At 59.9% G+C, this 21375-nt stretch carries 23 protein-coding genes, 1 tRNA gene, 2 rRNA genes and 1 pseudogene (1 of these 27 only partly in view); 18 read left to right on the top strand and 9 right to left on the bottom strand.

What is annotated here, in order from left to right; all coding sequences use genetic code 11:
• The first annotated feature begins 501 nt into the window (after positions 1 to 501).
• From tnpA (ACHMW7_RS09670) to ACHMW7_RS09605, 14 genes are all read left to right on the top strand, one after another.
• Positions 502 to 1389: an IS66-like element accessory protein TnpA gene (tnpA, locus tag ACHMW7_RS09670; protein WP_067965083.1), complete on the top strand. Its 888-nt coding sequence runs from the start codon at positions 502 to 504 to the stop codon at positions 1387 to 1389.
• The gene (gene tnpB / locus ACHMW7_RS09665; RefSeq protein ID WP_067965081.1) at positions 1386 to 1739 is read left to right on the top strand and encodes an IS66 family insertion sequence element accessory protein TnpB; all 354 of its coding nucleotides are present in this window, start codon (positions 1386 to 1388) and stop codon (positions 1737 to 1739) included. Before tnpA (ACHMW7_RS09670) ends, tnpB begins: the two co-directional genes overlap by 4 nt.
• A 72-nt stretch (positions 1740 to 1811) precedes the next feature.
• Positions 1812 to 3338 carry an IS66 family transposase gene (gene tnpC / locus ACHMW7_RS09660; RefSeq protein WP_395451301.1) on the top strand — a complete coding sequence of 509 codons (1527 nt, stop codon included), beginning with the start codon at positions 1812 to 1814 and terminating at the stop codon, positions 3336 to 3338.
• Between the two features lie 116 nt (positions 3339 to 3454).
• Positions 3455 to 3853: an IS66 family insertion sequence element accessory protein TnpA gene (gene tnpA, locus ACHMW7_RS09655; protein ID WP_395450039.1), complete on the top strand. Its 399-nt coding sequence runs from the start codon at positions 3455 to 3457 to the stop codon at positions 3851 to 3853.
• Positions 3854 to 3963: 110 nt separating this feature from the next.
• The gene (locus tag ACHMW7_RS09650) at positions 3964 to 4410 is read left to right on the top strand and encodes a transposase (protein ID WP_395450038.1); all 447 of its coding nucleotides are present in this window, start codon (positions 3964 to 3966) and stop codon (positions 4408 to 4410) included.
• Positions 4377 to 4517, top strand: a complete 141-nt coding sequence (locus ACHMW7_RS09645) for a hypothetical protein (RefSeq protein WP_395451492.1) — start codon at positions 4377 to 4379, stop codon at positions 4515 to 4517. The genes ACHMW7_RS09650 and ACHMW7_RS09645 overlap by 34 nt, the downstream gene beginning before the upstream one ends.
• Before the next feature lie 38 nt (positions 4518 to 4555).
• Positions 4556 to 4798 (top strand): hypothetical protein, encoded by a 243-nt coding sequence (locus tag ACHMW7_RS09640; RefSeq protein ID WP_395450037.1) that lies wholly within the window; start codon positions 4556 to 4558, stop codon positions 4796 to 4798.
• 87 nt (positions 4799 to 4885) lie between these two features.
• Positions 4886 to 5089, top strand: coding sequence for a hypothetical protein (locus tag ACHMW7_RS09635; protein WP_395450036.1), 204 nt, complete (start codon positions 4886 to 4888; stop codon positions 5087 to 5089).
• Between the two features lie 12 nt (positions 5090 to 5101).
• The gene (locus tag ACHMW7_RS09630) at positions 5102 to 5389 is read left to right on the top strand and encodes a DUF982 domain-containing protein (protein WP_395450035.1); all 288 of its coding nucleotides are present in this window, start codon (positions 5102 to 5104) and stop codon (positions 5387 to 5389) included.
• 197 nt (positions 5390 to 5586) lie between these two features.
• Positions 5587 to 5823: a DUF982 domain-containing protein gene (locus ACHMW7_RS09625; RefSeq protein WP_395451300.1), complete on the top strand. Its 237-nt coding sequence runs from the start codon at positions 5587 to 5589 to the stop codon at positions 5821 to 5823.
• A 543-nt stretch (positions 5824 to 6366) separates the two neighbouring features.
• Positions 6367 to 6546, top strand: a complete 180-nt coding sequence (locus ACHMW7_RS09620; protein ID WP_395450034.1) for a hypothetical protein — start codon at positions 6367 to 6369, stop codon at positions 6544 to 6546.
• Positions 6547 to 6610: 64 nt separating this feature from the next.
• A complete protein-coding gene (locus ACHMW7_RS09615; protein ID WP_395450033.1) occupies positions 6611 to 6790 on the top strand; it encodes a hypothetical protein in 180 nt (59 codons plus the stop codon).
• A gap of 404 nt (positions 6791 to 7194) precedes the next feature.
• Complete coding sequence (locus ACHMW7_RS09610) at positions 7195 to 7767, top strand: hypothetical protein (RefSeq protein ID WP_395450032.1); 573 nt, start codon at positions 7195 to 7197, stop codon at positions 7765 to 7767.
• Positions 7768 to 7770: 3 nt separating this feature from the next.
• On the top strand, positions 7771 to 8229 hold the full coding sequence (locus ACHMW7_RS09605) for a hypothetical protein (RefSeq protein WP_395450031.1): 459 nt from the start codon (positions 7771 to 7773) through the stop codon (positions 8227 to 8229).
• Positions 8230 to 8996: 767 nt separating this feature from the next.
• Here the strand turns inward: ACHMW7_RS09605 and ACHMW7_RS09600 are convergent.
• Positions 8997 to 9239 carry a multiprotein-bridging factor 1 family protein gene (locus ACHMW7_RS09600; RefSeq protein ID WP_395451299.1) on the bottom strand — a complete coding sequence of 81 codons (243 nt, stop codon included), beginning with the start codon at positions 9237 to 9239 and terminating at the stop codon, positions 8997 to 8999.
• A gap of 149 nt (positions 9240 to 9388) precedes the next feature.
• On the opposite strand from ACHMW7_RS09600, the gene ACHMW7_RS09595 reads away from it, so the two are divergent.
• The 3 genes from ACHMW7_RS09595 (at position 9389) to ACHMW7_RS09585 (ending at position 12280) form a co-directional block, all read left to right on the top strand.
• Entirely contained in the window at positions 9389 to 10066 is a 678-nt protein-coding gene (locus ACHMW7_RS09595) for a hypothetical protein (RefSeq protein ID WP_395450030.1), read from the top strand.
• A gap of 273 nt (positions 10067 to 10339) precedes the next feature.
• Positions 10340 to 10564, top strand: a complete 225-nt coding sequence (locus ACHMW7_RS09590; RefSeq protein ID WP_395450029.1) for a hypothetical protein — start codon at positions 10340 to 10342, stop codon at positions 10562 to 10564.
• 18 nt (positions 10565 to 10582) lie between these two features.
• Positions 10583 to 12280, top strand: coding sequence for a recombinase family protein (locus ACHMW7_RS09585; RefSeq protein WP_395450028.1), 1698 nt, complete (start codon positions 10583 to 10585; stop codon positions 12278 to 12280).
• Between the two features lie 180 nt (positions 12281 to 12460).
• Here the strand turns inward: ACHMW7_RS09585 and ACHMW7_RS09580 are convergent.
• The 3 genes and pseudogenes from ACHMW7_RS09580 to ACHMW7_RS09570 form a co-directional block, all read right to left on the bottom strand.
• Positions 12461 to 14105, bottom strand: a pseudogene (locus ACHMW7_RS09580) (ABC transporter substrate-binding protein).
• 108 nt (positions 14106 to 14213) lie between these two features.
• Positions 14214 to 15005, bottom strand: coding sequence for a 2-keto-4-pentenoate hydratase (locus ACHMW7_RS09575; protein ID WP_395450027.1), 792 nt, complete (start codon positions 15003 to 15005; stop codon positions 14214 to 14216).
• On the bottom strand, positions 14998 to 15996 hold the full coding sequence (locus ACHMW7_RS09570) for a zinc-dependent alcohol dehydrogenase family protein (protein WP_395450026.1): 999 nt from the start codon (positions 15994 to 15996) through the stop codon (positions 14998 to 15000). The genes ACHMW7_RS09575 and ACHMW7_RS09570 overlap by 8 nt, the downstream gene beginning before the upstream one ends.
• Positions 15997 to 16131: 135 nt before the next feature.
• Between ACHMW7_RS09570 and ACHMW7_RS09565 the strand changes: the two genes are divergently transcribed.
• Positions 16132 to 16989 (top strand): LysR substrate-binding domain-containing protein, encoded by an 858-nt coding sequence (locus ACHMW7_RS09565; protein ID WP_395450025.1) that lies wholly within the window; start codon positions 16132 to 16134, stop codon positions 16987 to 16989.
• A gap of 110 nt (positions 16990 to 17099) precedes the next feature.
• Here ACHMW7_RS09565 and ACHMW7_RS09560 read toward each other — a convergent pair whose 3' ends face one another.
• The 5 genes from ACHMW7_RS09560 to ACHMW7_RS09540 all read right to left on the bottom strand — a co-directional run.
• Entirely contained in the window at positions 17100 to 18107 is a 1008-nt protein-coding gene (locus ACHMW7_RS09560; protein ID WP_395450024.1) for a GlxA family transcriptional regulator, read from the bottom strand.
• Positions 18104 to 18667, bottom strand: coding sequence for a cysteine hydrolase family protein (locus ACHMW7_RS09555; RefSeq protein ID WP_395450023.1), 564 nt, complete (start codon positions 18665 to 18667; stop codon positions 18104 to 18106). The genes ACHMW7_RS09560 and ACHMW7_RS09555 overlap by 4 nt, the downstream gene beginning before the upstream one ends.
• 1011 nt (positions 18668 to 19678) lie before the next feature.
• Positions 19679 to 19755 (bottom strand) — tRNA-Met (locus tag ACHMW7_RS09550).
• Positions 19756 to 19929: 174 nt separating this feature from the next.
• A 5S ribosomal RNA gene (rrf, locus tag ACHMW7_RS09545) occupies positions 19930 to 20044 on the bottom strand.
• A gap of 182 nt (positions 20045 to 20226) precedes the next feature.
• Positions 20227 to 21375 (bottom strand): 23S ribosomal RNA (locus tag ACHMW7_RS09540) (it continues 1664 nt past the right edge of the window).

Below are 21375 nucleotides of genomic sequence, written 5' to 3'. Positions count from 1 at the left end.
AAGGATCGCCGGCTGAAGATCGCGCGGATCGACGCATTGAACGATCCATTCGAATTCCTCGAATGGAACCTGCAGGACCCCAAGACACGCGCTAAGCTCCGAAACTGGAGGGCGGAGCGCAATGCCGAGCTCGGCATCCTTTGTTTCAGCCACAAATGGTCGAACCCTCTTCTTTAGGGCCAATACGCAGCCAAGCATCAGGGCATGGCGATCGGCTTCGAGGTGCCGATCTTCCAACCTTACGCGAGGCTGCCGGCTGCCAGAGCAACTACCATGTGCATGCGAAGGTTCTGAATTCTCCCATAAAAACCGGGCAGTATGCCCGCGACCGGCCGATATGCACAGGAAAACGCTAGCCATGCCAATGGCTTAACGCGTTTCGGGCATGCGCTTTTATCTCGCCGTCCTTTGTCGCCGTGGTAAGCGTCCGGTCCTGACACCTCGTTGGCGTAGTGCAAAATCGCAGCATGTGGAGTTCCTTCGTAGCGTGGAGGGTCTCCGGTGAATTTGAGACATTTCGAGAACACGGCGCGTAAGTCCTTCTGGGTGATTCATGTCGAAGCGTGGCGTCAGAGCGGGCTGGCGCGCACAACCTATTGCCGCCATCACCATCTCAACCGGCGTACGTTCGAGCGCTGGCTTGACCACCTGATGGGCAAGGAAGCAGCGCGCAAACATGCGGAATCGCAGGCACAATTGCGCCAGGAAGCGTGTCCGAAACAATGCCAGAAAGGACCGCGCCGGCGTCAACGCCAACGTTTTGGCGTGAGCACGGATGTGCGCAATCGTGCGCTCCGGGCGTTCTGGGCAATGCATGTCGAGGCGATGAACTGGAGCGGCATGGGCGTTCGCGAATACGCCGCGGCACTGCAGCTTTCGCCCTACGCGCTGCGCCGTTGGCGTGACCGCTTGGAGGATGGCGAGGTTGAGATCGACTGGCGCGCGCATCTTCATCCCGCCGCCCGCCCGGCCGTTAGTGATATCACTAACGGCGCGACGTCCGAAAACGGCTTGACAGCGCGTCCAGATGACACTCCCGCCACGCGCTTCCGCCGGTTCTTCACGGACGCGCAGAAGCTCGCCATCGTCCAGGAGAGTGAAGCTGCAGGTGCAACGGTCTCGGCTGTCGCGCGCCGGCACGGGATCGCGACCGGCATCCTGTTTCGTTGGCGCGCGGAATTCGGCGTGACGCAGAAGAAGCAAGCGAAACTGGCATCTGTGACGCTGGCTACGGACGCGGCAGCGGCACTCGCGCTGCAGAATCTTGTGCGGCCCCCTGACGGGATGATGGCAATCGAACTGCCGGATGGGCGGCGTGTCTTTGCACCTGCGGGCAGTGATCCTGTTGCCGTACGAGCGTTCGTCGACAGCGGAGGGACTGCATCATGATGATCGTTCCGGCGGGCGTGAAGGTGCATCTGGCGCTGGGTCACACCGACATGCGGAAGGGGCTGGACGGGCTCGCCATGCTGGTCCAGGCAACGCTGAAGCAGGACCCGTTCTCGGGTCATCTGTTTGCCTTCCGGGGAAAGAAGGCGTCGCTGCTCAAGATCCTGTTCTGGGATGGCAACGGGCTGTGTCTGTTCACCAAGCGGCTCGACCAGGGCAGCTTCGTGTGGCCACGTATGGCAGGTTATGACGGCTCGATCACATTGACGCCGGCACAGCTTGCCATGCTGATCGAGGGCATCGACTGGCGCGCACCCGAGCGTATTTGGAGACCGGCGCTGGCCGGCTGAAAACGGTCCTCCGATCGACGCAGAAACTACCGGAATCCTTGGGTTTTTGAGCGGTTCATGGTAGATTCGATCATGTTGATCGACCTCGACAATCTGCCGTCCGATCCAGCACTTTTGCAGCGTCTGCTGCGCGATATGGCAGCTGCCGTCGAGAGCCGCGATGGCGAGATCGAACGCCTCCAATCGATCATCAGGAAGCTTCAGCGGGCGCAGTTCGGCCGGCGTTCCGAGCGCCTCGATCCCGACCAACTGGCGCTCGCGCTGGAAGACCTCGATGCCGACATCGCCCGCATCCGGGAGAGCACACCGAGCGTCCATCCACCGTTGGAGCGGCCATCCCACCGCAAGCCGCTGCCCGATCATCTGCCGCGCGAGGACATGCGGCTCGACATCGAAGAAGCGTATTGTGTGTGCTGTGGCGGCGCACTTCATGCGATCGGCGAGAGCGTCAGCGAGATGCTCGACTGGGTTCCGGCACAGCTTCGCGTTGTCCGCATCACGCGCCCGAAATACGCCTGCCGGACTTGCGAGACGGTAGCGCAAGCGCCTGCGCCGGAGCGGTTGATCGCCGGCGGATTGGCAACGCCGGCGCTTCTGGCGCAGGTGCTGGTCTCCAAATATTGCGATCACACGCCGCTCTACCGGCAGTCGCAGATATTCGCCCGGCATGGTGTCGATCTGGCACGCTCGACGCTGGCTGGATGGGTCGGCGGCGCCTGCTGGTGGCTGGAAGCCCTGCACGAGCGGCTGGTGAAGAACATATTCGCCTCCAACCATCTGTTCGCCGACGACACACCGGTGCCGGTGCTCGATCCGGGCCGCGGGCGGACCAAGACGGGGGGGTTGTGGGTCTATGCCCGTGAGCAACGCACTTGGGCCGGACCCGAGCCGCCGGCGGCAGTCTACCTGTTTGCGCCGGACCGAAAGGCCGAGCGCCCGATATCGCATCTTCAGCACTTCAAAGGTGTGCTGCATGTCGATGGTTATGCCGGCTTCGAACAGCTCGCTGCCCGTGGCGATATCGCTCTCGCCGCCTGCTGGGCGCATACGAGGCGCAAGTTCTATGACGTGGTCGAAGCGACCGGATCGCCCGTGGCGGCGGAAGCCCTGCGCCGGATCGGTGAAATCTATGCCGTCGAGGCGGATGTGCGCGGACAGTCGCCGGCCCTTAGGCTTGCGGCGCGGCTGCAGCGATCGAAACCCGTTGTTGCCGCCTTCCACACCTGGCTGGAAGTGCAGCTCCAGCACATCTCCGGACGCAGCACGCTTGCAGAAGCGATCCGCTATGCGCTGTCGCGTTGGACCGGACTGACCCGCTTCCTCACCGATGGTCGTGTCGAGCTCGATACCAACCCGGTCGAGCGGGCCATCCGTCCCGTTGCGCTCGGCCGCAAGAACCACCTGTTCGCCGGCAGCGATGGCGGCGGCGGCCGCTGGGCGATCGTTTGCTCTCTCACCGAAACTGCCAAGCTCAACGATGTCGAGCCCTACTCCTATCTCGCCGACGTACTGCAGCGCATGCTCGATGGGCATCCCGTCAGCAGCCTCGATGAACTCCTGCCATGGGCGTGGAAAGCGCAAAATCCCGTCAAGAGCTGACATCACGTGCAGCCCCCGGACGCATACTCGCCGTGTAACCGTCCGGTCCTGACACCTCGTTGGCGTGGTGCAAATTCGCAGCAAGTGGGGTTCCTTCGTAGCATGGATAATCTCCGGTGAACTTGAGACATTTCGAGAACACGGCACGTAAGTCCTTCTGGGTGGTTCACGTCGAAGCGTGGCGTCAGAGCGAGTTGGCGCGCACAACCTATTGCCGCCATCACCATCTCAACCGGCGCAGGTTCGAGCGCTGGCTTGACCACCTGATGGGCAAGGAAGCGGCGCGTAAGCATGCGCAGTCGCAGGCACAATTGCTCCGAGAAGCGTGTCCGCAACAGCGCCAGAAAGGGCCGCGCCGACGTCAACGCCAACGCTTTGGCGTGAGCACGGACGTACGCAATCGTGCGCTCCGGGCGTTCTGGGCAAAGCATGTCGAGGCGATGAATTGGAGCGGCATGGGCGTTCGCGAGTATGCTGCCGCGCAGCATCTGTCGCCTTACGCGCTACGCCGTTGACGTGACCGCTTGGAGGATGGCGAACTGGATGTCAACTGGCGGGCACGTCTTCATCCCTCCGCCCGCCGAACCGTTAGTGGTATCACTAACGGCGCGACGTGGGCACACAGATGACACATTGCCGCCACGCGCGGCCGCCGGTTCTTACGGACGCGCAGAAGCTCATCGTCGTGCAAGAGAGTGGAGCTGGAGGTGCAACGGTCTCGGCTGTCGCGCGCCGGCATGGGATCGCGACCGGCATCCTGTTTCGCTGGCGCGTGGAATTCGGCGTGACGCAGAAGAAGCAAGCGAAACTTGCATCTGTGACGCTGGTAACGGACGCCGCAGCGGCACTCGCGCTGCGGAACCTTGTGCAGCTACCTGACGAGATGATGGCAATCGAACTGCCGGACGGGCGGCGTGTCTTTGCACCTGAACGCGGCAGCTTCTGCGGTCCTCTCCCCGGTTTGAGCAGTCGATTGGCTTGGCGGAACCGTTTGGGCTGTCGACGGTTGATTCCGGTCATCTCAAAGGAGATGCGCGGATGCAGAAGAACATGCGAGGCATTTATGCGATGACGGCGGCCGTCGCATTTGCTGTGGCTGCCCTTTTAGCCATCGGGCTGATGGACCGTGCGCGGGATCCTGCTACCGTCCAGGAAGTTACCCAGGACACACTCAACTGAGGCCCACTTCTGGGGCGTTCGTTTAGGCGGTGCGCACGATGAAAGACATCAAGTCCGTCGATCTACACGAGCCTGCTACTTTCTTTGAGTGTGACGACAGTCAACTGCCGTATGGGATGGCATTTGATCACCTGTCGCAAGCCCTGCGGCACGCAGCAAATGTCCCGCTAGGCAGGCGACATTCCTCGGCCAAGATAATCACGCGCTCAGGCGCTCAATACCGCTGGGAAGAGATCAACGTTCTACACGACCATTTGCGGGCAACGGACAGCAAGAAATAGCGCACGGTCCGCTTGTTTGGGCGGGTTGGCCCGCTCGACAGGCGGCCGGAGTGGTGGAAGGATGCGCGCCTCAACTGGGAAGGCCCTATGTTCATCAACCTGACGCTACATGGAGAAGCCGCCACGGCGATCTTCATCAACGTGAACCACATCATCAGTTTCGCACGGAAAGCCGGCGTGAGCTTCACGGAGGTGCACTGCAGCAGTATGGGCGGCGACTATACAACCAACTACCTGGTGACCGAAACCGTCGAAGAGATCATCGACTTGATCGAGGCAGAGGATGACTGACCGGGGCTGACCATGTGGACCGGCGTGCGTCCATGCAACCCTCCCCCATCCAGCGCGTTGGTTTGGATGGAAATCGTACCAACCATACTGATCAACGGCCCAGGATTTTCCCTTCGTGAGATACGATCGGTGCCTGAGGCCGTAGAGTTTCTCGACGAATGGCCGGCAAACGCTCGTGGACCGTTTTTCTATCTGGCCGAGAGCGCCATACAGGGCGCCATCCATGGATCGATATCTATTGAGGAAGCTCGGGAGGCGTTCACGGCATTCTGCGGCGAGTTCCGGCATCCTGTTGATTGAGCCGCCTGCAAAGACCTGAAGCGGATAGGCCTCGCCCGCCGCTCGCGCCTCCATCACTGAAAGGCTTGACGAGGTGTCGTGCAGCGGCCAACCTGTGGCTGACAAAGATCGAGCCCCAGAATGATCATCCCGCCCTTCGAAGCTTCGAGGGCAGAGGCTTTGGTTCCATTTTGCGACGGATCGAGTTCGACAAACCAGTGAGGATTGACTTCGGCAAACCAAGAAGGCCGCAGACGATCAGTACCGTGCTCGAAGCGGTGCATTGCCTGCGAAGCGAGAACTGGCCGGACAAAGGCGGACTGTGCCTGCGGATGGCTGCCACGGCCCTGAACTGCGTGAGCACTGGGCACATCACACCTGCCGAGGCGCGAGAGGCATTCACCGACGCGGCATTGGAGGCCGGCATCCTGGACGCGAGAGAAACGGTTCACTAGTGGTCTTTCTTGAAAACCGGGTGCTGAAGCTAGAATCTCTACCCTGACTTGACGATTGTTAAAATTGCACAACCTGCGTTTGCCAGTGCGATAGCTCGCGCAGGTTACGATGCACTTATGAGACGCTCGCGAAACCCCATCAGCGTACCGATTGTTCTGGCACTCGCAGGTTCAGCGGCAGCCGGGTATTTCATCGACGGTGTTAGCATCCCGAGCTTTGCGACCGCGCCTCGAGCCGGCAAGGTCTCGAGCCACTGCAACATCAAGGGCAATGTCAGCATAAACACTGGCGAGCGCATCTTTCACGTGCCTGGCCAGTATCATTACTCCGAGACAACCATTCGGCCAGAGTTTGGTGAGCGATGGTTCTGCTCCGAAAGCGAAGCTCGCGCTGCCGGCTGGCGCAAATCCAAATCCTGAAGTCACCCCGCGCGAATACTCGCGGAATCCTGATCCGCCTCGGCATCAGGCGAAGCAGCGCTGCTGGTTGTCGGTCAGTGCGATTTCTGGTTACCTGATCAGCGAGGTTGACGGGGGGGTATCATGGCATTCCTGCTGGTGTGCTTTGTCATCGGGCTAGTATTCCTGATGCTATTTTCTCAGGAAGGGCGCGGCTGCCTGGGCGGCTTAATTGGTCTGATATTCATCATCGTCGCGGTCACTGTACTTGGCGCCCTGCTACTTGGCGGAGGGTTGTTCGCTCTCCTATCGTTTGCTGGATAAATGGGCCGCTCGACAGGCGGTTGAGCGATGGAAGTTTGAAGCGAGTCAACGGGAGTTAGCCAAGATGAGTTTTGGTTCGCCGGCTCTGAACAGTGTCGAGGTCAACAAGAAGGCCGACGGGTATCACTACAAGGTGCACTTTCGGGGAAGCACCTTGGACGAGATTGGCCCCTTCTCGACGAGAGAAGAGGCAATCGCGGCCGGCAACAAAGACTTAGCAAGGCATGAGGCGGCACGCAGATGACTGCGCGCTAGGCTGCCTTTTTCTCGGCACGTAGAGGCTCGAGCATTTCGGCTCGATGTGTCGGCTTCGCTCCGGGTGCCATCCAGTTAGTGACTGTCGCCAGCTAGTCGAAGGCTCTACCCTGATTTGGCAAAAGTGGCGACACCCTTGCCCAGTTCGGCTCTTGTAATGATTGTGCTTTTCTAAGGATCGCGGCGAAACGTCCTTCCTGACGCGCCAAAGTTGAAGAGCAATCATGGGCAAATGCGCTCGAGCGCGATGCGCGTCAGCACATTAGCAAGAAGCGGACGCCTTGGGGCTCCGCGGTAACCGATTTCTGATTTGAATCAGCGCCCGTGGTCCAAGTGGACAGCCCGCAACAAATGCGTGTATTCTTGTGAGACGCAATCGGTTGGGGTCGGGGCGTGCAGCATCTCTTGCCATCAGTCGCGGCGTTGGCCGCGTTAATTGTGACAGTGAATGCGACCTTCGCGGACACCAGTTACAAGCAGTGCAAGACTGTCAGCAACGGTGCGGAAGTCAATTTCGATGGAACGCTAATCGTAAGCATCTACGAGAACCGTCCGACAAGATATTGTTCTATCGATGTCAACCCGGAGCCGGCCTCCGCGAGCTCCACGACTGCAAAGCCAGCCATTGCCGCTGCACGGAACTACCGACAACTTGCGACTGCGAAGCCGAGCGAGACTGACGCGGCATGGGATGCCTTTATTCCGGTGTTGATGCAGGCTCTCGTCCAAAAATGGCGCACGAACGAGAACGCCGACCAGCTGGGAACACTTGAAAACACTCTAGTTGGCCAAGAATCGGCAACGTTGCGTCAATGCGTCATGGATGCCGCGTACAAGCAGGCGTCCTTTGAGCGCCGAAGTGAGGTTGTTTCCTGTGGGATAGTTGAAGGTGGATCTTTTGTGATCGAGGCACTGAGCGAGGCCATCAGGCTAGTTCTAATCTTGCCTGGTCCGGCGGCGAGTTAGACTATGCCGGAACCGGCCGAGCGGAAGCCGTCATTCATTGTCAGGTGGGGTACGTTAATCTTTGGGGACATACGTTCCTACATAGTGACCGCTATCTTAGGGGCAATCGGGCTTTATTTTTGGCCTGACGAAGTACCGGGCAGCACCTATTCGATCCCGGTGAACGTGCATGGCTACGCCCTGCCGCTGCCAGGTTTGCTTCGGAACGCTACACGTGAAGACCCTGCCATGAGCTATCGAACAGACCCCGAGGATTTAGCGCAAACGTTGGTCTGCGAGGCAACGACCATAACTGGCAAAAACGCTCACCAGTTGCTCATGCAGTATGTCGATCTTTACAAGGACTGCTTTTCCCTCGACGAAAAGAGCAAGACTGAAATTGCGATCAGGCCGAACACACAGAGCGGCGTCATGCGCCATGATGCGCGCGGCTGGTTCTGCAAATGCAGTAGTGCCAACTAAGCACACCGGGATAGTCGGCCTGTTGTTTCTTGCCCGTAACATGAGCCTTCATCACTCACCCAGCTTCGGCAACTCTCTAGCTAGTAGGGCTCAATATGCCCGCACCCGTCTGCGGGGCATTGCAGGACTATCCGGCCGTCTCGTGCCATTCCGCGCCTCTGCGTGCCGCACTTGGGGCAACCCAAGCCAGGAGCTCGGGCAGGGTTAGCGGACATTCGCTGTATGCGGCTACCAGCTGGAGTGCGACGTTGCGACTGCAAATTGCTTGCGAGACTTCCTGCCCCAAAGGCTAATAGGAGGCTTGCGACGGTCGCAACAACAGCCGGTAATCGGTCCACGCCGCCGTGATGTGAGCACGCGCCTTGGCGCCCGATGGAGCTAGATTGCCAGCCTGAGTTACAGGCCGTCGGGCCTAGCAGTGCCGCAAGTATGTTCCACGACAAGAAGAAAACGACAACGCCGATCGCAAAAGGATGTTTTAGTACAGACACGTTCCCAGCCCTCACCCCTAACGGCCGGGTAAAGCACTTCAACGCAGAAAGGAAGCTTTATGTGGGCCGCAGATGTGGGACGAGGCACGAAATCGCGCAAACTTCCCATAACCATTTGATTTTATTGGCGCATCCGACAGGATTCGAACCTGTGACCTCTGCCTTCGGAGGGCAGAGCCAGACATACACTGCCACCGTTATGAATGACAGCTGGGTTGAGAAGATGGTCGCAGTGTTGGCGCGGAGCAATGCCTAAATAGGAACCCTCTCCGGGCTTTACGTGCTCTTCGGTTCTAAGTTTCGAGCCAGCCGTACGCCGGGGCCGCCGCCATTTGCCGGAATGAACTCGATACCAGCGGCCTCGAAAGCTATTCGAATTGCGTCGATCGTTGAACCCTTCAGCTGCTCGCCACGTTCAAGACGGGCGATCGTATCAGGTGATACTTCCGCGTTTCGAGCAAGGTCTCGCGTTCCCCATCCCAGCGCCACGCGCGCCATTTTACATTGAACTGCATTCATTTCGTAACACAGATACGATTTTTGTTGATCTGCAGCGCCATCGCCATTATCGTAACCCTGATACGATTTTGTCATTGTCAGCGGCCGCCAAGGGTGTGCAACCACCGTTAGCGACCTAACCACAACCTAAGCTGTTGGGAGCTCGGATCATGGCTGATTCCGACCATAGCATGAGTTTTGGGTGCGTCACGCGGCGGCTGGCGCTTGGCGGGTTGTTTGTCGCCGGCGTTGGGAGGGCTTTTGGGGCCTCACGCGCGACAGCGGCTTCTGACGTAATGCCCGATCCAGCACCGGACCCGGCGGTGGTGCTGTGGCGCGATTGGAATGCTGCATATGAGCAAGCAATGTGGCGCTGTGACCGGCTGCAGGAACTCGAGGCAGCACTTGCCGAGCGAGTGGACGGGCTGTGGACGGTTGTGAGCGTCCCTGGCGGCGAGGAGACCATCGTTTGCTCGAAGGCAGCGCTGGACCGGATCATCGGCGAGCGAACGGACATGGCGGAGATCCGCGACAGGGCCGAAGCTGAACTCGATGCGCGACAAGCACATTTCGAGGTGGTTGCGACGGAGATCGGCTATTTCGAGGGTCTGAGAGCTGAGCAGGCAGGCTTTGCAGAATGCGCGGCGCTGCTGGAGGCGCTTTCCGGGACGCCCGCCGTCTCGCTTTCAGGCGTTGTGGGCAAGCTCGATGCGGTGTTGCGCAACGGCGCGGACTGGGAGGATCGTTCGGCCTTTCCCTGGCCACAAATCCGCTCGGCGCGCGAGGACCTGATGCGGATCGGGCGCCAGCTGACACCGCATGCGTTTTTCCCGGACGGTAAACGGTGAGGCTTGCCTCTCCCCGGCCCTGCCGGACAATTCGCCGGGTGGCTTCATTGCATGTGGCTTCACGGCGGAGCCGGTCAAGGTCAAGGCGGGTTGGCGCCAAGGCCTTGATCGGCGCTACCAGCGTCGCGGCAGTCGGCATCCTGCGTCTGCTTAGGAGAGGGCGCCGAATGCAGGTCATTGCGCGCCACGTTGCTACGACCGCATTTTCCCCCTTCCCGGCCAGCATATCTGGCAGCTTCATCCCCGCTTCGACACACCGAAGCGAGGAAGCCTATGGCAGAAGACAACATGACGGCCGCCGACGCGCGGCACTCTCCGAGCACCGACAGGCCCAAAACCCATCCGGCGATTCTGGCTCTCGCCTGGCTGATTGGCCGCGGCATGGCACGCGAGCGCTTTGCAAACGCAACGGACGCCAATGCCGCCCCCAACTCTCACGCGGCCAAGGCAGAACCACCGGGCGAAAGAGCCGGCGACGGCAATTCCGACACCAGCTAGACCGAGAGAGAACCGCTCATGACCATGCGCGTAGCACTTTATGCCCGCTACTCTTCCGACCAGCAGCGGGCAGCCTCGATCGAGGACCAGTTCCGGCTCTGCCGCGAACATGCGACGCGCGAAGACTGGGAGATCGCCGGCACCTACCAGGATGCCGGAATCTCCGGCGCAAGCCAGATCCTGCGGCCCGGTATCCAGAAGCTGGTCCGCGACGCCCAATGCGGGTTGTTCCAGCTGGTGCTGGCCGAGGCCCTTGACCGCATTTCCCGCGACCAGGCCGACATCGCAACACTCTACAAACATTTGAAGTTCGCCGGCGTGCCGATCGTCACTCTCGCAGAGGGCGCGATCTCCGAACTGCATGTCGGCCTCAAGGGCACCATGAACGCCCTGTTTCTCGGGGACCTCGCCATGAGGACCCGGCGCGGATTGCGCGGCCGCGTAGAACTCGGCAAGTCCGGCGGCGGGCTGTGTTACGGCTATCGTGTCGTCAGGCGTGTCGACGAACGCGGCGAACAGATCAAGGGCGACCGCGAGATCGACACCGATCAGGCCGATGTCATCCGCCGCATCTTCCGGGACTTTGCCACAGGCATCAGTCCGCGCACGATCGCCAAGAACCTGAACGACCAGGGTATATCAGGACCCGCAGGCAAGCTGTGGAACGACACGACGATCCGCGGTCACATAAAGCGGGGGACGGGCATCATCAACAACGAACTCTATGTCGGTCGACTGGTGTGGAACCGCCAGCGCTATGTGAAGGATCCCGCAACCGGCAAGCGCGTCTCCCGCCTCAATCCGGAGAGCGAATGGATCGTCACCGATGTGCCGGAGTTGCGCATCGTAAGCGACGAACTCTGGCAAGCGGTCAAGGTGCGCCAGATCGATATCGCCGACAGGTCCGTCAACCTGACCACGGCTGTCCGCGCTCACCACATGCGCAATCGGCTGAGCAGCGCCCGCCGGCCGAAGTCGCTGCTGTCGGGACTTGTCTTTTGCGGGTGCTGCGAGGGGCCCTATTCCTTGCGTAGCGTCGACCGCTTCGCCTGCTCCAGCCACACCAGCAATGGCTCATGCCCGAACAAGCGCACCATAGCGCGGAGCGAACTGGAACAGCGGGTGCTGGCCGGCCTGAAGAACAGGATGATGGCGCCGGAGGCAGCCGCGGTTGCGATGAGGGCCTACGCCGAGGAGACCAACCGTCTCAACCGCGAACGCCGCGCCAATGCCGACGGCTGGAACGCAGAACTGGTGAAGGTCGACAAGCAGATCCGCAGCATCATCGAAGCGATCAAGGCCGGCATGTTTCAGGTGAGCATGAAGGCCGAGATGGACGCGCTCGAGGCGCGCAAGGCTGACCTCACGAACCAGCTTGCCGCCGCTCCCCAGGACAAGCCGGACCTGCTGCCGAGCATATCGTCACTCTATGCGCGGAAGGTGGCGCATCTGACCGAGGCGCTCAACTATCCGGACGACCGGCCGCAAGCCGCGACAGCGCTGAGATCGTTGATCGAGAAGATCGTTCTGACACCTGGCGCGAAGCGCGGCGAGATCGCGGCGACGCTGTACGGAGAACTGGGCACGATCCTGAACTGGACCGAGCGACAGGCTGTTGGCCCTGCAAACAAAAACACTCCCGGAGCAGGGCTCACGGGAGTGTCGTTATCAATGGTTGCGGGGACAGGATTTGAACCTGTGACCTTCAGGTTATGAGCCTGACGAGCTACCGGGCTGCTCCACCCCCCGCCACCATTTGCAGGCGTTGCCTGCGGTACTTTTGTGCCGGCCAAGAGGCACCGCTGCCATTCGCCAAAAACTGACATCGGCAGCGGCGCCCTAGGTTCTTGTGGCGGTCGGAGCCCGTCGCGTCCACTCGGTGTGCCGGTCGCGCCTTCAGGACTCGAGCCACACCTTTTCGAGCTGAATCTGGAGAAGCGGATGAGCGTGATGGTCTTTGACCTTGGGGACGAAGTGGGCAAAGACCTTGCGCCAGTAGGGCTGGATGATGACACCTGACCCTTGAAGAATCTTTTCAATGTCTTCCATGGCGTTGCGACGTTTGTCGACATCGGAAATCGAAAGCGCCTCGTTGAGTTTTGTATCGAACTCATCGTTGGCAAACCCGGTTTCGTTCCAGGCCTCACCGCTCCGATAAGCGAGCGCCAGGATCTGGACACCCAGAGGACGCATCGTCCACCCGGTCAGCGAAAACGGAAACTTCGTCCAGTCATTCCAGAATGTGGAACTAGGCAGCACGGTGCGCTTGACCTTGAAGCCTGCTTCTCGCAACTGCCCCGCGATCGCGTCGGCCGTCCCCCGATGCCAGTCATCGTCGCTGCTGATGAGGTCGTGTTCGAAATCCATCATGCCGGCTTCCTCCATGAGAGCCGCAGCCTTTTCGAGATTCCGCTCCAGCTTCGGCAAGGGGAAGTACTCGGGGTGAATTGGGCAGACATGGTGGTTTTCGGCGACATTGCCGCGGCCGCTGTAGCCGAGGCTGAGGACTGCAGCATTGTCGACGGCGAGTTGCATTGCGTTGCGTACGCGCTGATCGTCGTAAGGCTTGCTTCTCACATTGAACCGGGCAACGGCGGTCGCTGCGGTCGGGGCTTCGCTGCGGGCAAGCCCCATGGAATCCAGCACTTGAATCTGATCGCCGGTGGTTTCGAAATTGGCGTCGACTTCGCCGGCTTCGAATGCACTGGCGAGTGCATTGGGATCGGTGCCGTAATCAATGAACTCGACACCATCCAGGTAGGTTTCGCCGCCCCCACCAGCCGTCCCGGCGTTTGTAGACGGCACGTACCGACGTTTCGAAGGAGACGAGCTCAAACGGCCCTGTCCCAATGGGGTGCGTCACCAGATCGGAACCCCTTTCCTCGTAACTGCGGTGGACGATGAGTGCGGGGAAATCGGCGAAGTTCGCAATCAGCGAGATGTCCGATTTCGACAACGACAGCTTGACCGTATGATCGTCAACCTTGGCGATGGCGCCTGCACGCGCTTTTCCGGTTGCGGGATCGACCAGTGCGGCCATGCGCCCGGCCATGGAGTTGCCCGGCGTTTTCTTGTCGCACCAGCGGTTGATGTTGAATATCGCATCCTCCGCCGTGAAATCGTCGCCGTTGTTCCATTTCACGCCTTTGCGCAGATGCAGCACGTACTGCGTCGCATCGTCGTTGACGTCCCAGCTTTCGAGAAGCATGGGCTCGAATGTGTAGTTGGCGGTGTATTTGACAAAGGGATCGAGAAACTGCCTGCCGAGATTGCCCATCTCGCCCCAGTCGAAAGTACGCGGATCCTTCAGTTCCTTGACGGGCATCGCAACCCTGAGCACGCCGCCTTTTTGCGGGGTTGCCGCCCGCGCGGACACAGGCAGTGCCAGGCCCGCAAGTGCATAGGCGGTCGCCGCGCTCAGTCCCATCGTACTGGCGATGGTCAGAAACTCGCGCCGGTCCATCTTGCCGGCCTTGGCCATTCGGGCCATCTGCGCGACCGCGGCTGGTATCGGCTTTTCATCATGGTTGCGATTGCTCATTGTATGCTCCTCCCCCGGGGGATGTCGGCACCACGAAATCGTGGCGTCAGGCGATTGTGGTGGCTGGTGAGTGGACGGCAGGAGCCGACGAAAAAGCCGGCGCGTTCTTCAAAACGTTGCCTTGACGCTTCCGTATGGCCCAAAATCCGCTTCGATAAAGTCGCCGTGCGATACTGCTACCGCTCTTGCGAACGCTCCGGACATGACAATGTCTCCCTTGCGGAGGCGCTCTCCGGCCTCGATAAGCGCGTTCGCAAGCCAAGCGACACAGGCGGCCGGATGACCCATCCCGATTGCTGAAACGCCCGCTTCTTCCACGACGCCATTGCGCGACAGGGTTGCGCCGACCCAACGGGTGTCGATGTCGTGTGGACGCAAGCGCCGTTCGGAAAGAATTACGGCAGCGAAGGCGGAATTGTCGGCAACCGTGTCAGCGACAATGCGCGGCGGAGCCATTCGATGGTCGACAAGCTCGAGGGCCGGGACCACATGGTCCGTAGCCTGCAGCACCTCATCGATTGTTGCGCCTGGTTGATCGAGGTCACGCGCCATGATGAAGGCCAGTTCCATTTCGATATGTGGTTTCACGAACCGTGCAGCTGACATCATGGTGCCGCTGTCGAAGACAGCATTGCTCAGGATTCTTCCGCGGATAGGTTCGGTCAGAGCGCATGCGATTTGGGTCGAGCGCCAGGTCAGACCGATCTTGTGGCCAGCGAAACGGAGCCCCTGCTTCTGGCGAATGTCGTTAAGCAGGTTCTGGATGAGATATGCGTCATCGAGCGTGAGATCTGGATGTTCGCCACTGAGCGGCTGCATGCTCATCGCATCGCGTTCGGCACTCAGAATTGCTTCTGCCGCCTTGTGCATGTCGAGGCGTTGCGAGGGCGTTTCAGGCATCGAAGTGTCCAGCTATTTCAACGACGACCTTGCCAAGCGCCTGCCCGCTTTCGAGACGGCGGAAGGCATCGGGCAGCCTGTCGAGAGTGAAGCGTTCGGGATCGATCAATGGGCGAACGCTCCCGTTTTCGACCAAAGTCGCCAGTTCGCGGAGAATCCGGCCATGCTCCTCCCTGCCGATACCCGAAAGCAGGGGGATCAGCATGAACACGACGTGGAGAGACAGCGCCTTGCCATGCATCGGCGACAGATCGTGGGTGCTTCGCGCGGCGGTCGCGACAACGCGGCCGAGCGGTGCAGCGGCCTGCAAGGAATGGTCCAGGCTACTACCGCCGACCGTGTCGACGACGACATCGAACCCATGCCCCGCAGTCAGCCTGTGGACATAGTCCTGTACCGGTTCACGTGGATAGAGGATCGTGTCGTCTGCGCCCAATTTGCGGGCGAGTGCTGCCTTTTCCGTTGAAGAGACGGTCGCTGCAACACGCGCGCCGCGTGCTTTTGCCAACTGGATGGCGATATGGCCAACGCCGCCGCAGCCACCGTGCACCAGGACATGGTCGGAAGCGCAAACGTCGGTGCGCGTCATGCAGTTCCATGCGGTAATCGATACCAGGGGCAGCGCCGCTGCCTCGATCATCGAAAGGTTTTTTGGCTTCGGCGCCAGCAGGCGAGCATCGGCGGCAATGTATTCGGCGAATGTGCCACCGAGGCCTTTCACGCCGCCAGCGCAGCCATAGACCTCGTCGCCCGGCACCAGGTCGGTCACGCCTTCGCCTATGGCTTCCACGGTGCCGGCAAGATCGGCGCCCAGCACCGCCGGCAGAGCAGGTCCGATGGGAAGACCGTTCCGGATACGGACGTCGACCGGGTTCACCGACGCTGCCTGCAGCCGCACCAGCACCTCTCCTGGGGCAGGTCGAGGTGTCTCAAGCCTGGCAAGGTTGACGTTCTCCGGGCCTCCGAAAGCCTTCAGGACCATTGCACGCATTCACGATTCCCAACACGTTTCGTCTTTTGGGAGTGTGCCGTCAGCGCTGCATGAGAGGAAACGCATAAATCTAATGCTATCGATCTGGAACGCTTCTAGCTTATGGTGACGCTTGGACGACAGACAGGGGCCGCAATGAGATATCCCGATCTGGAGATCGATCTTCTCCGGGCATTCACGACGGTCGCCGAAACGGGCAGCTTTACTGCTGCCGCTGACGTCGTCGGGCGTTCGCAGTCCGCCGTCAGTCAAAAGATCATCCGACTGGAGGATCTTTTGGGGCGACCGCTGTTCAGGCGAACCAGCCGTTCCCTTGTCCTCACGGGCGAGGGGGAACGCCTTCTCTCAGCGGCAAGGCGCATGCTCGAGTTCAACGATCTGGCGGTTCGTACGCTTGTCGATTTCGCAGAGGTCGAACGGCTGCGTATTGGCATTTCGGAAGATTTCGTACCGCACCATCTGCCCGCCTTGTTGTCGAAATTTGCCAGTCTGTGTCCAGCGGTGAGGCTCGAACTGATGACTGGCCTCAGTTGCAACCTCTTGGCTGCCTATGACGAGGATCGGCTGGATATCGTCATCGCCAAAAAGGATGGGCGTGCGCAGCGAGGCAGGGTCATCTGGCGTGAGCCGTTGATGTGGATCTCGTCCAAGCAATATGATCGCGATCCAGGCGAACCGGTGCCGCTGGTTCTCTTGCCGGCCCCGTGCACCTATCGCGGCGTGGCCATCAAGGCGCTCGATTCGGTTCGGCGCGATTGGTTTGTGGCCTGCACGACCAACAGCCTGGCCGGCGCGCGCGCAGCCGTCGCCGGTGGTTTCGGGGTGACAGTGCTGGGGAGATCATTCGTTCAGGACGGATTGCAGGTCATCCGCCCTTCGGATCAGTGGCCTGCACTTCCGATGACCGAGATCGTGGTCATCGGTGAGGAGAAGAGCGAAGCCCGCATTGTTCAGCCTCTTCTTTCTTTCCTCACCGACAATCTTGCCCACTGACGCCACCGAGACCTCCCACCGAAGCCGGCCCCAAAGCGGTAGGCAGTTTTTGAAGAACTGAGCGGAAATAGCAGCCAATCGTAAGACCGCCAATTTGCACGCTGCGGAGTTCAGCTTTTGGGCAGGTGAAGAGGATCCCCGCGCCGAAGTGCACTCGGAGGAGTCGCATTGAACCTTCCCCAGGCGCGACGCAATTGCCGGCTTGAACCATAACCCACGCGCTCTGCCACCCGCTCAATGTCGAGCCTCGTCTCGCTCAGAAGCTGCTGGGCCAGTGCGACGCGTAGCCGGTTGAGATAATCGGGAATGCTCATGCCGGCTTGGTCATTGAACAGGCGGCTAAGGTGTCGGGGGCTGGCAATGGCGATGTCAGCCAGCGTTGCGAGCGACCAGTCTCGCGCCGGATCGGCGGTTATTGCGTCCTGTACCCGATGGATGGCCGAGTGGATGTGGTTTCTCCCTTCAAGCCATGGCGAAAGCTGCGGATCAGTGCCGAGGCGCCGGAAATAGACGACGAGCGACTTTGCTACGGCGGCGGCGACCGCCGGGTTGGTGATTTGGCCGATGATATGCAGCATCAAGTCGATACCGGCGGTGATGCCGGCGCTGGTATAGCGTTCGCCATCCTCCACATAGAGCCGGTTCTCCAGCACCTTGGCCAACGGCGCAATCCGGGCGAGACGGTCGCAATCGGTGAAATGCGTGGTGCATTTGACCCCGTCAAGCAGCCCCGCTCTCCCCGCCAGGAGAGCACCCGAGCAGATCGACACGAGCAAAATGCCGGGCCTTAAGCTGCGCCGCAACCACTGGACCAGTTCGTCGGAGCCTTGATCGGGCGCCTCGAAGGGCTGGCCCGCATCCATTGGCTCGTCGGTGTCACCTGCGATCACGATCATGGCGCCTGCCTCAACGGTCTCGGGCAGTGGCGAGATGCCGGCAACGCGCAGCCCAATCGAGGTCGTGACCTCGGGCAATGCGCCGACATAGTCGACGTCGAACTGCACGTCCTGCTGCAGCCGATTGGCGTAGCGCAGGGCCTCCATAGGCCCCGCCACATCGAGCAGCAGGGTCCGCGCCGGCAGTACGACGTAGGTTGGAACCCGACGCGGCGGCGTCATGCTGCGGCAGCCGTCGTCTCGTTGGCCAGAGCCTCGGCGATCGTGCAGACGCGGGCGAAGCGCCCATCGAGAACGGCTGCCGTGCGGGCCTTGATCATTTCGGCCGTCCAGGTTTTTCCGGTAGCGTCGGTAAGCGGCATGGTATGGGTAGCCTCGGTAACGTAGTCGACCTGCCAACCGAGATCCGAACCATGGCGCGTGGTCGTCTCACAGCATTGTTCGGTGCGAATGCCGGAAATGACGAGGCGACGGATGCCGTTCTCGATCAGGTACACTTCAAGCGGCGAGCCGACGAAGGCGGAATGCCTGAACTTGAAGAACTCGAGGTCGGGCTTGTTGAGCTTGAGTTCCGCGAGAGGTCTAACGAAACCCGAGGCGGGGGAGAAAATGCCTTCGGGCTCGGCATGGAACACGCGCACGATCTTCCAGCCCTTTTCAATTGCACCATCGATAAGCGCCTGCTGGTTCCTGAGATAGGTCGGGCTATCGACCTCCCCCCAGCTGGCGCGCTGACGAAAACTTTCCTGGGCATCAATGACGAGTAGAGCAGTATCGGTCATTTCCAGACACTCCGTGAGCCATGCTGTGCTGCAATCGTAGACCTTGTGCCGAAGTACTCCAGCCATTCACCGGACAAAGATCGGACAAAAAAAGACAAACACGGATAGCCAGATCAAACTGATGTGGCCGGTGCATATTCATCACTCACGTTTGCCGAGGATGCCTGCGTTTACGGACCCGGCGTGTGCTGATGATATCGCCGCTTTCGGCAAGCAGGCGGAGGTCGAGAAGCGGAGCGGCAGCTTATCGCCAGTCTCTACCGGAACCTGACAGCCTGCTGTCGGCCCCATGTGAGACGTTCAAACCTTGGCACCGGGTGTCGGCTGCCATCCAGACATCCCAGCCTCAAAAGGCAAAAAGCCGCCTCGGCTAGACCGAGACGGTTTGCATAGTATGACAGAAGTTGGTGCGTGCGGACGCTGAGCTACGATCGCCCGGGAAGCGGCGCTTGGCGCCAGCGATAGAGCTCGTGGATTTGAAGAGGTTTGGTTGGTGGGCCAGGATTTGGCTTTTTGTCCCGCTTGGTCGGCTTTGCCTGCTTGCGGGCCCCTGATGCGGCTTCAAATCGAACCGTCACCAGCGGCCAGATAGCAAAACAGCCCGCACGAGGCGGGCTGTTTTGTTATTTGGTTGCGGGGACAGGATTTGAACCTGTGACCTTCAGCTTATGGTCCGCAGGACGAGGATCTACCATCGCCAGGGAAGCGGCGCTTGGCGCCAGCGATAGAGCTCGTGGATTTGGAAGGTTTGGTTTTGGTTTCAGGATTTGGCTTTTTTGTCCCGCTTGGTCGGCTGTCGCCTGCTTGCGGGCCCCTGATGCAGGTTCAACTCGGCCGTGCCGTGCATCTAAATACACAAAAGCCCGCACGAGGCGGGCTTTTGTGTATTTGGTTGCGGGGACAGGATTTGAACCTGTGACCTTCAGCTTATGGTCCGCAGGACGAGGAGCTACCATCGCCAGGGAAGCGGAGCTTCCCGCCAGCGATAGAGCTCGTGGATTTGAAGAGGTTTGGTTGCGGGGACAGGATTTGAACCTGTGACCTTCAGGTTATGAGCCTGACGAGCTACCGGGCTGCTCCACCCCGCGCCACCATTATCGCAAGCTGTGCTTGCGGCAAGTTTTGGTCTTTCTCTTGAGATCATATGGGTGTTTGCCCGGATGATTTCGAGAGACTGCCAATGGAAAGGGCCGCTTGCGCGGCCCGTGTACCCTTTGGCGGGCCTTTTTTGCAAAGAGAAGATTTCAACGTGCGTTTGGCAGACCTGGCAGCGACTTACTCTCCCGCGTCTTGAGACGAAGTACCATCAGCGCTGGAGCGTTTCACGGCCGAGTTCGGAATGGGATCGGGTGCAGCCGCTCCGCCATAACCACCAGGTCGGCAAAACGCACGTTTTATCGAGAAGCTTTGTGTAGCGAGGAGCGTGGAGGGGCGTCGACAGTGGAACTGTTGGGGTGCCTCTCGTGGCTATTCGCTGGTCTTTATGTGCCTTTTCATCCTGCTTTTGGCAGTGTGACGATCCTTTTGGGATCGCACTGTGATGAGCATTAGGAATGAGAACGATCAAGCCTATCGAACTATTAGTACCGGTAAGCTTCATGCGTTGCCGCACTTCCACACCCGGCCTATCAACGTGGTCGTCTTCCACGGTTCTCAGGGAATACTCGTTTTAAGGTGGGTTTCCCGCTTAGATGCCTTCAGCGGTTATCCCGTCCGGATATAGCTACCCTGCTATGCGGCTGGCGCCACAACAGGTCCACCAGAGATCCGTCCATCCCGGTCCTCTCGTACTAGGGACAGATCCTTTCAATATTCCTACACCCACGGCAGATAGGGACCGAACTGTCTCACGACGTTCTGAACCCAACTCACGTACCGCTTTAAATGGCGAACAGCCATACCCTTGGGACCTGCTCCAGCCCCAGGATGCGATGAGTCGACATCGAGGTGCCAAACAACCCCGTCGATATGGACTCTTGGGGGTCATCAGCCTGTTATCCCCGGCGTACCTTTTATCCGTTGAGCGATGGCCCTTCCACGCGGGACCACCGGATCACTATGACCGACTTTCGTCTCTGCTCGACTTGTCAGTCTCGCAGTCAGGCGGGCTTATGCCATTGCACTCGACGACCGATTTCCGACCGGTCTGAGCCCACCATCGCGCGCCTCCGTTACTCTTTAGGAGGCGACCGCCCCAGTCAAACTACCCACCATACATTGTCCCGGACCCGGATAACGGGCCGCGGTTAGACATCCATAGAGATAAGGGTGGTATTTCAAGGGTGGCTCCACCAAGGCTGGCGCCCTGGCTTCAAAGCCTACCACCTATCCTACACATGCCACTACGAATGCCAATGTAAAGCTATAGTAAAGGTGCACGGGGTCTTTCCGTCTAACCGCAGGAACCCCGCATCTTCACGGGGAATTCAATTTCACTGAGTCTATGCTGGAGACAGCGGGGAAGTCGTTACGCCATTCGTGCAGGTCGGAACTTACCCGACAAGGAATTTCGCTACCTTAGGACCGTTATAGTTACGGCCGCCGTTTACTGGGGCTTCAGTTCAAAGCTTGCACCTCTCCCTTTAACCTTCCAGCACCGGGCAGGCGTCAGACCCTATACGTCGTCTTGCGACTTCGCAGAGCCCTGTGTTTTTGATAAACAGTCGCTACCCCCTGGTCTGTGCCACCCTCCACATGCTTGCGCATGA

The sequence above is a fragment of the Aminobacter sp. UC22_36 genome (assembly GCF_044056035.1).
Classification (GTDB): Bacteria; Pseudomonadota; Alphaproteobacteria; order Rhizobiales; family Rhizobiaceae; genus Aminobacter.
Note: the sequence above shows the minus strand (reverse complement) of the source record. Positions and strands in the feature narration are given on the sequence as shown.

Coding starts and splice junctions, on each gene's coding strand:
- ACHMW7_RS09560 (WP_395450024.1), bottom strand. CDS start 18,107: ATGACGCCGCCGCGTCGGGTTCCAACCTACGTCGTACTGCCGGCGCGG.
- ACHMW7_RS09605 (WP_395450031.1), top strand. CDS start 7,771: ATGCCGGAACCGGCCGAGCGGAAGCCGTCATTCATTGTCAGGTGGGGT.
- ACHMW7_RS09635 (WP_395450036.1), top strand. CDS start 4,886: ATGTTCATCAACCTGACGCTACATGGAGAAGCCGCCACGGCGATCTTC.
- ACHMW7_RS09575 (WP_395450027.1), bottom strand. CDS start 15,005: ATGCCTGAAACGCCCTCGCAACGCCTCGACATGCACAAGGCGGCAGAA.
- tnpC (WP_395451301.1), top strand. CDS start 1,812: ATGTTGATCGACCTCGACAATCTGCCGTCCGATCCAGCACTTTTGCAG.
- ACHMW7_RS09620 (WP_395450034.1), top strand. CDS start 6,367: ATGGCATTCCTGCTGGTGTGCTTTGTCATCGGGCTAGTATTCCTGATG.
- ACHMW7_RS09555 (WP_395450023.1), bottom strand. CDS start 18,667: ATGACCGATACTGCTCTACTCGTCATTGATGCCCAGGAAAGTTTTCGT.
- ACHMW7_RS09640 (WP_395450037.1), top strand. CDS start 4,556: ATGAAAGACATCAAGTCCGTCGATCTACACGAGCCTGCTACTTTCTTT.
- ACHMW7_RS09600 (WP_395451299.1), bottom strand. CDS start 9,239: ATGAATGCAGTTCAATGTAAAATGGCGCGCGTGGCGCTGGGATGGGGA.
- ACHMW7_RS09630 (WP_395450035.1), top strand. CDS start 5,102: ATGTGGACCGGCGTGCGTCCATGCAACCCTCCCCCATCCAGCGCGTTG.
- tnpB (WP_067965081.1), top strand. CDS start 1,386: ATGATGATCGTTCCGGCGGGCGTGAAGGTGCATCTGGCGCTGGGTCAC.
- ACHMW7_RS09570 (WP_395450026.1), bottom strand. CDS start 15,996: ATGCGTGCAATGGTCCTGAAGGCTTTCGGAGGCCCGGAGAACGTCAAC.
- ACHMW7_RS09595 (WP_395450030.1), top strand. CDS start 9,389: ATGGCTGATTCCGACCATAGCATGAGTTTTGGGTGCGTCACGCGGCGG.
- ACHMW7_RS09645 (WP_395451492.1), top strand. CDS start 4,377: ATGCAGAAGAACATGCGAGGCATTTATGCGATGACGGCGGCCGTCGCA.
- ACHMW7_RS09565 (WP_395450025.1), top strand. CDS start 16,132: ATGAGATATCCCGATCTGGAGATCGATCTTCTCCGGGCATTCACGACG.
- ACHMW7_RS09615 (WP_395450033.1), top strand. CDS start 6,611: ATGAGTTTTGGTTCGCCGGCTCTGAACAGTGTCGAGGTCAACAAGAAG.
- ACHMW7_RS09590 (WP_395450029.1), top strand. CDS start 10,340: ATGGCAGAAGACAACATGACGGCCGCCGACGCGCGGCACTCTCCGAGC.
- ACHMW7_RS09650 (WP_395450038.1), top strand. CDS start 3,964: ATGACACATTGCCGCCACGCGCGGCCGCCGGTTCTTACGGACGCGCAG.
- ACHMW7_RS09585 (WP_395450028.1), top strand. CDS start 10,583: ATGACCATGCGCGTAGCACTTTATGCCCGCTACTCTTCCGACCAGCAG.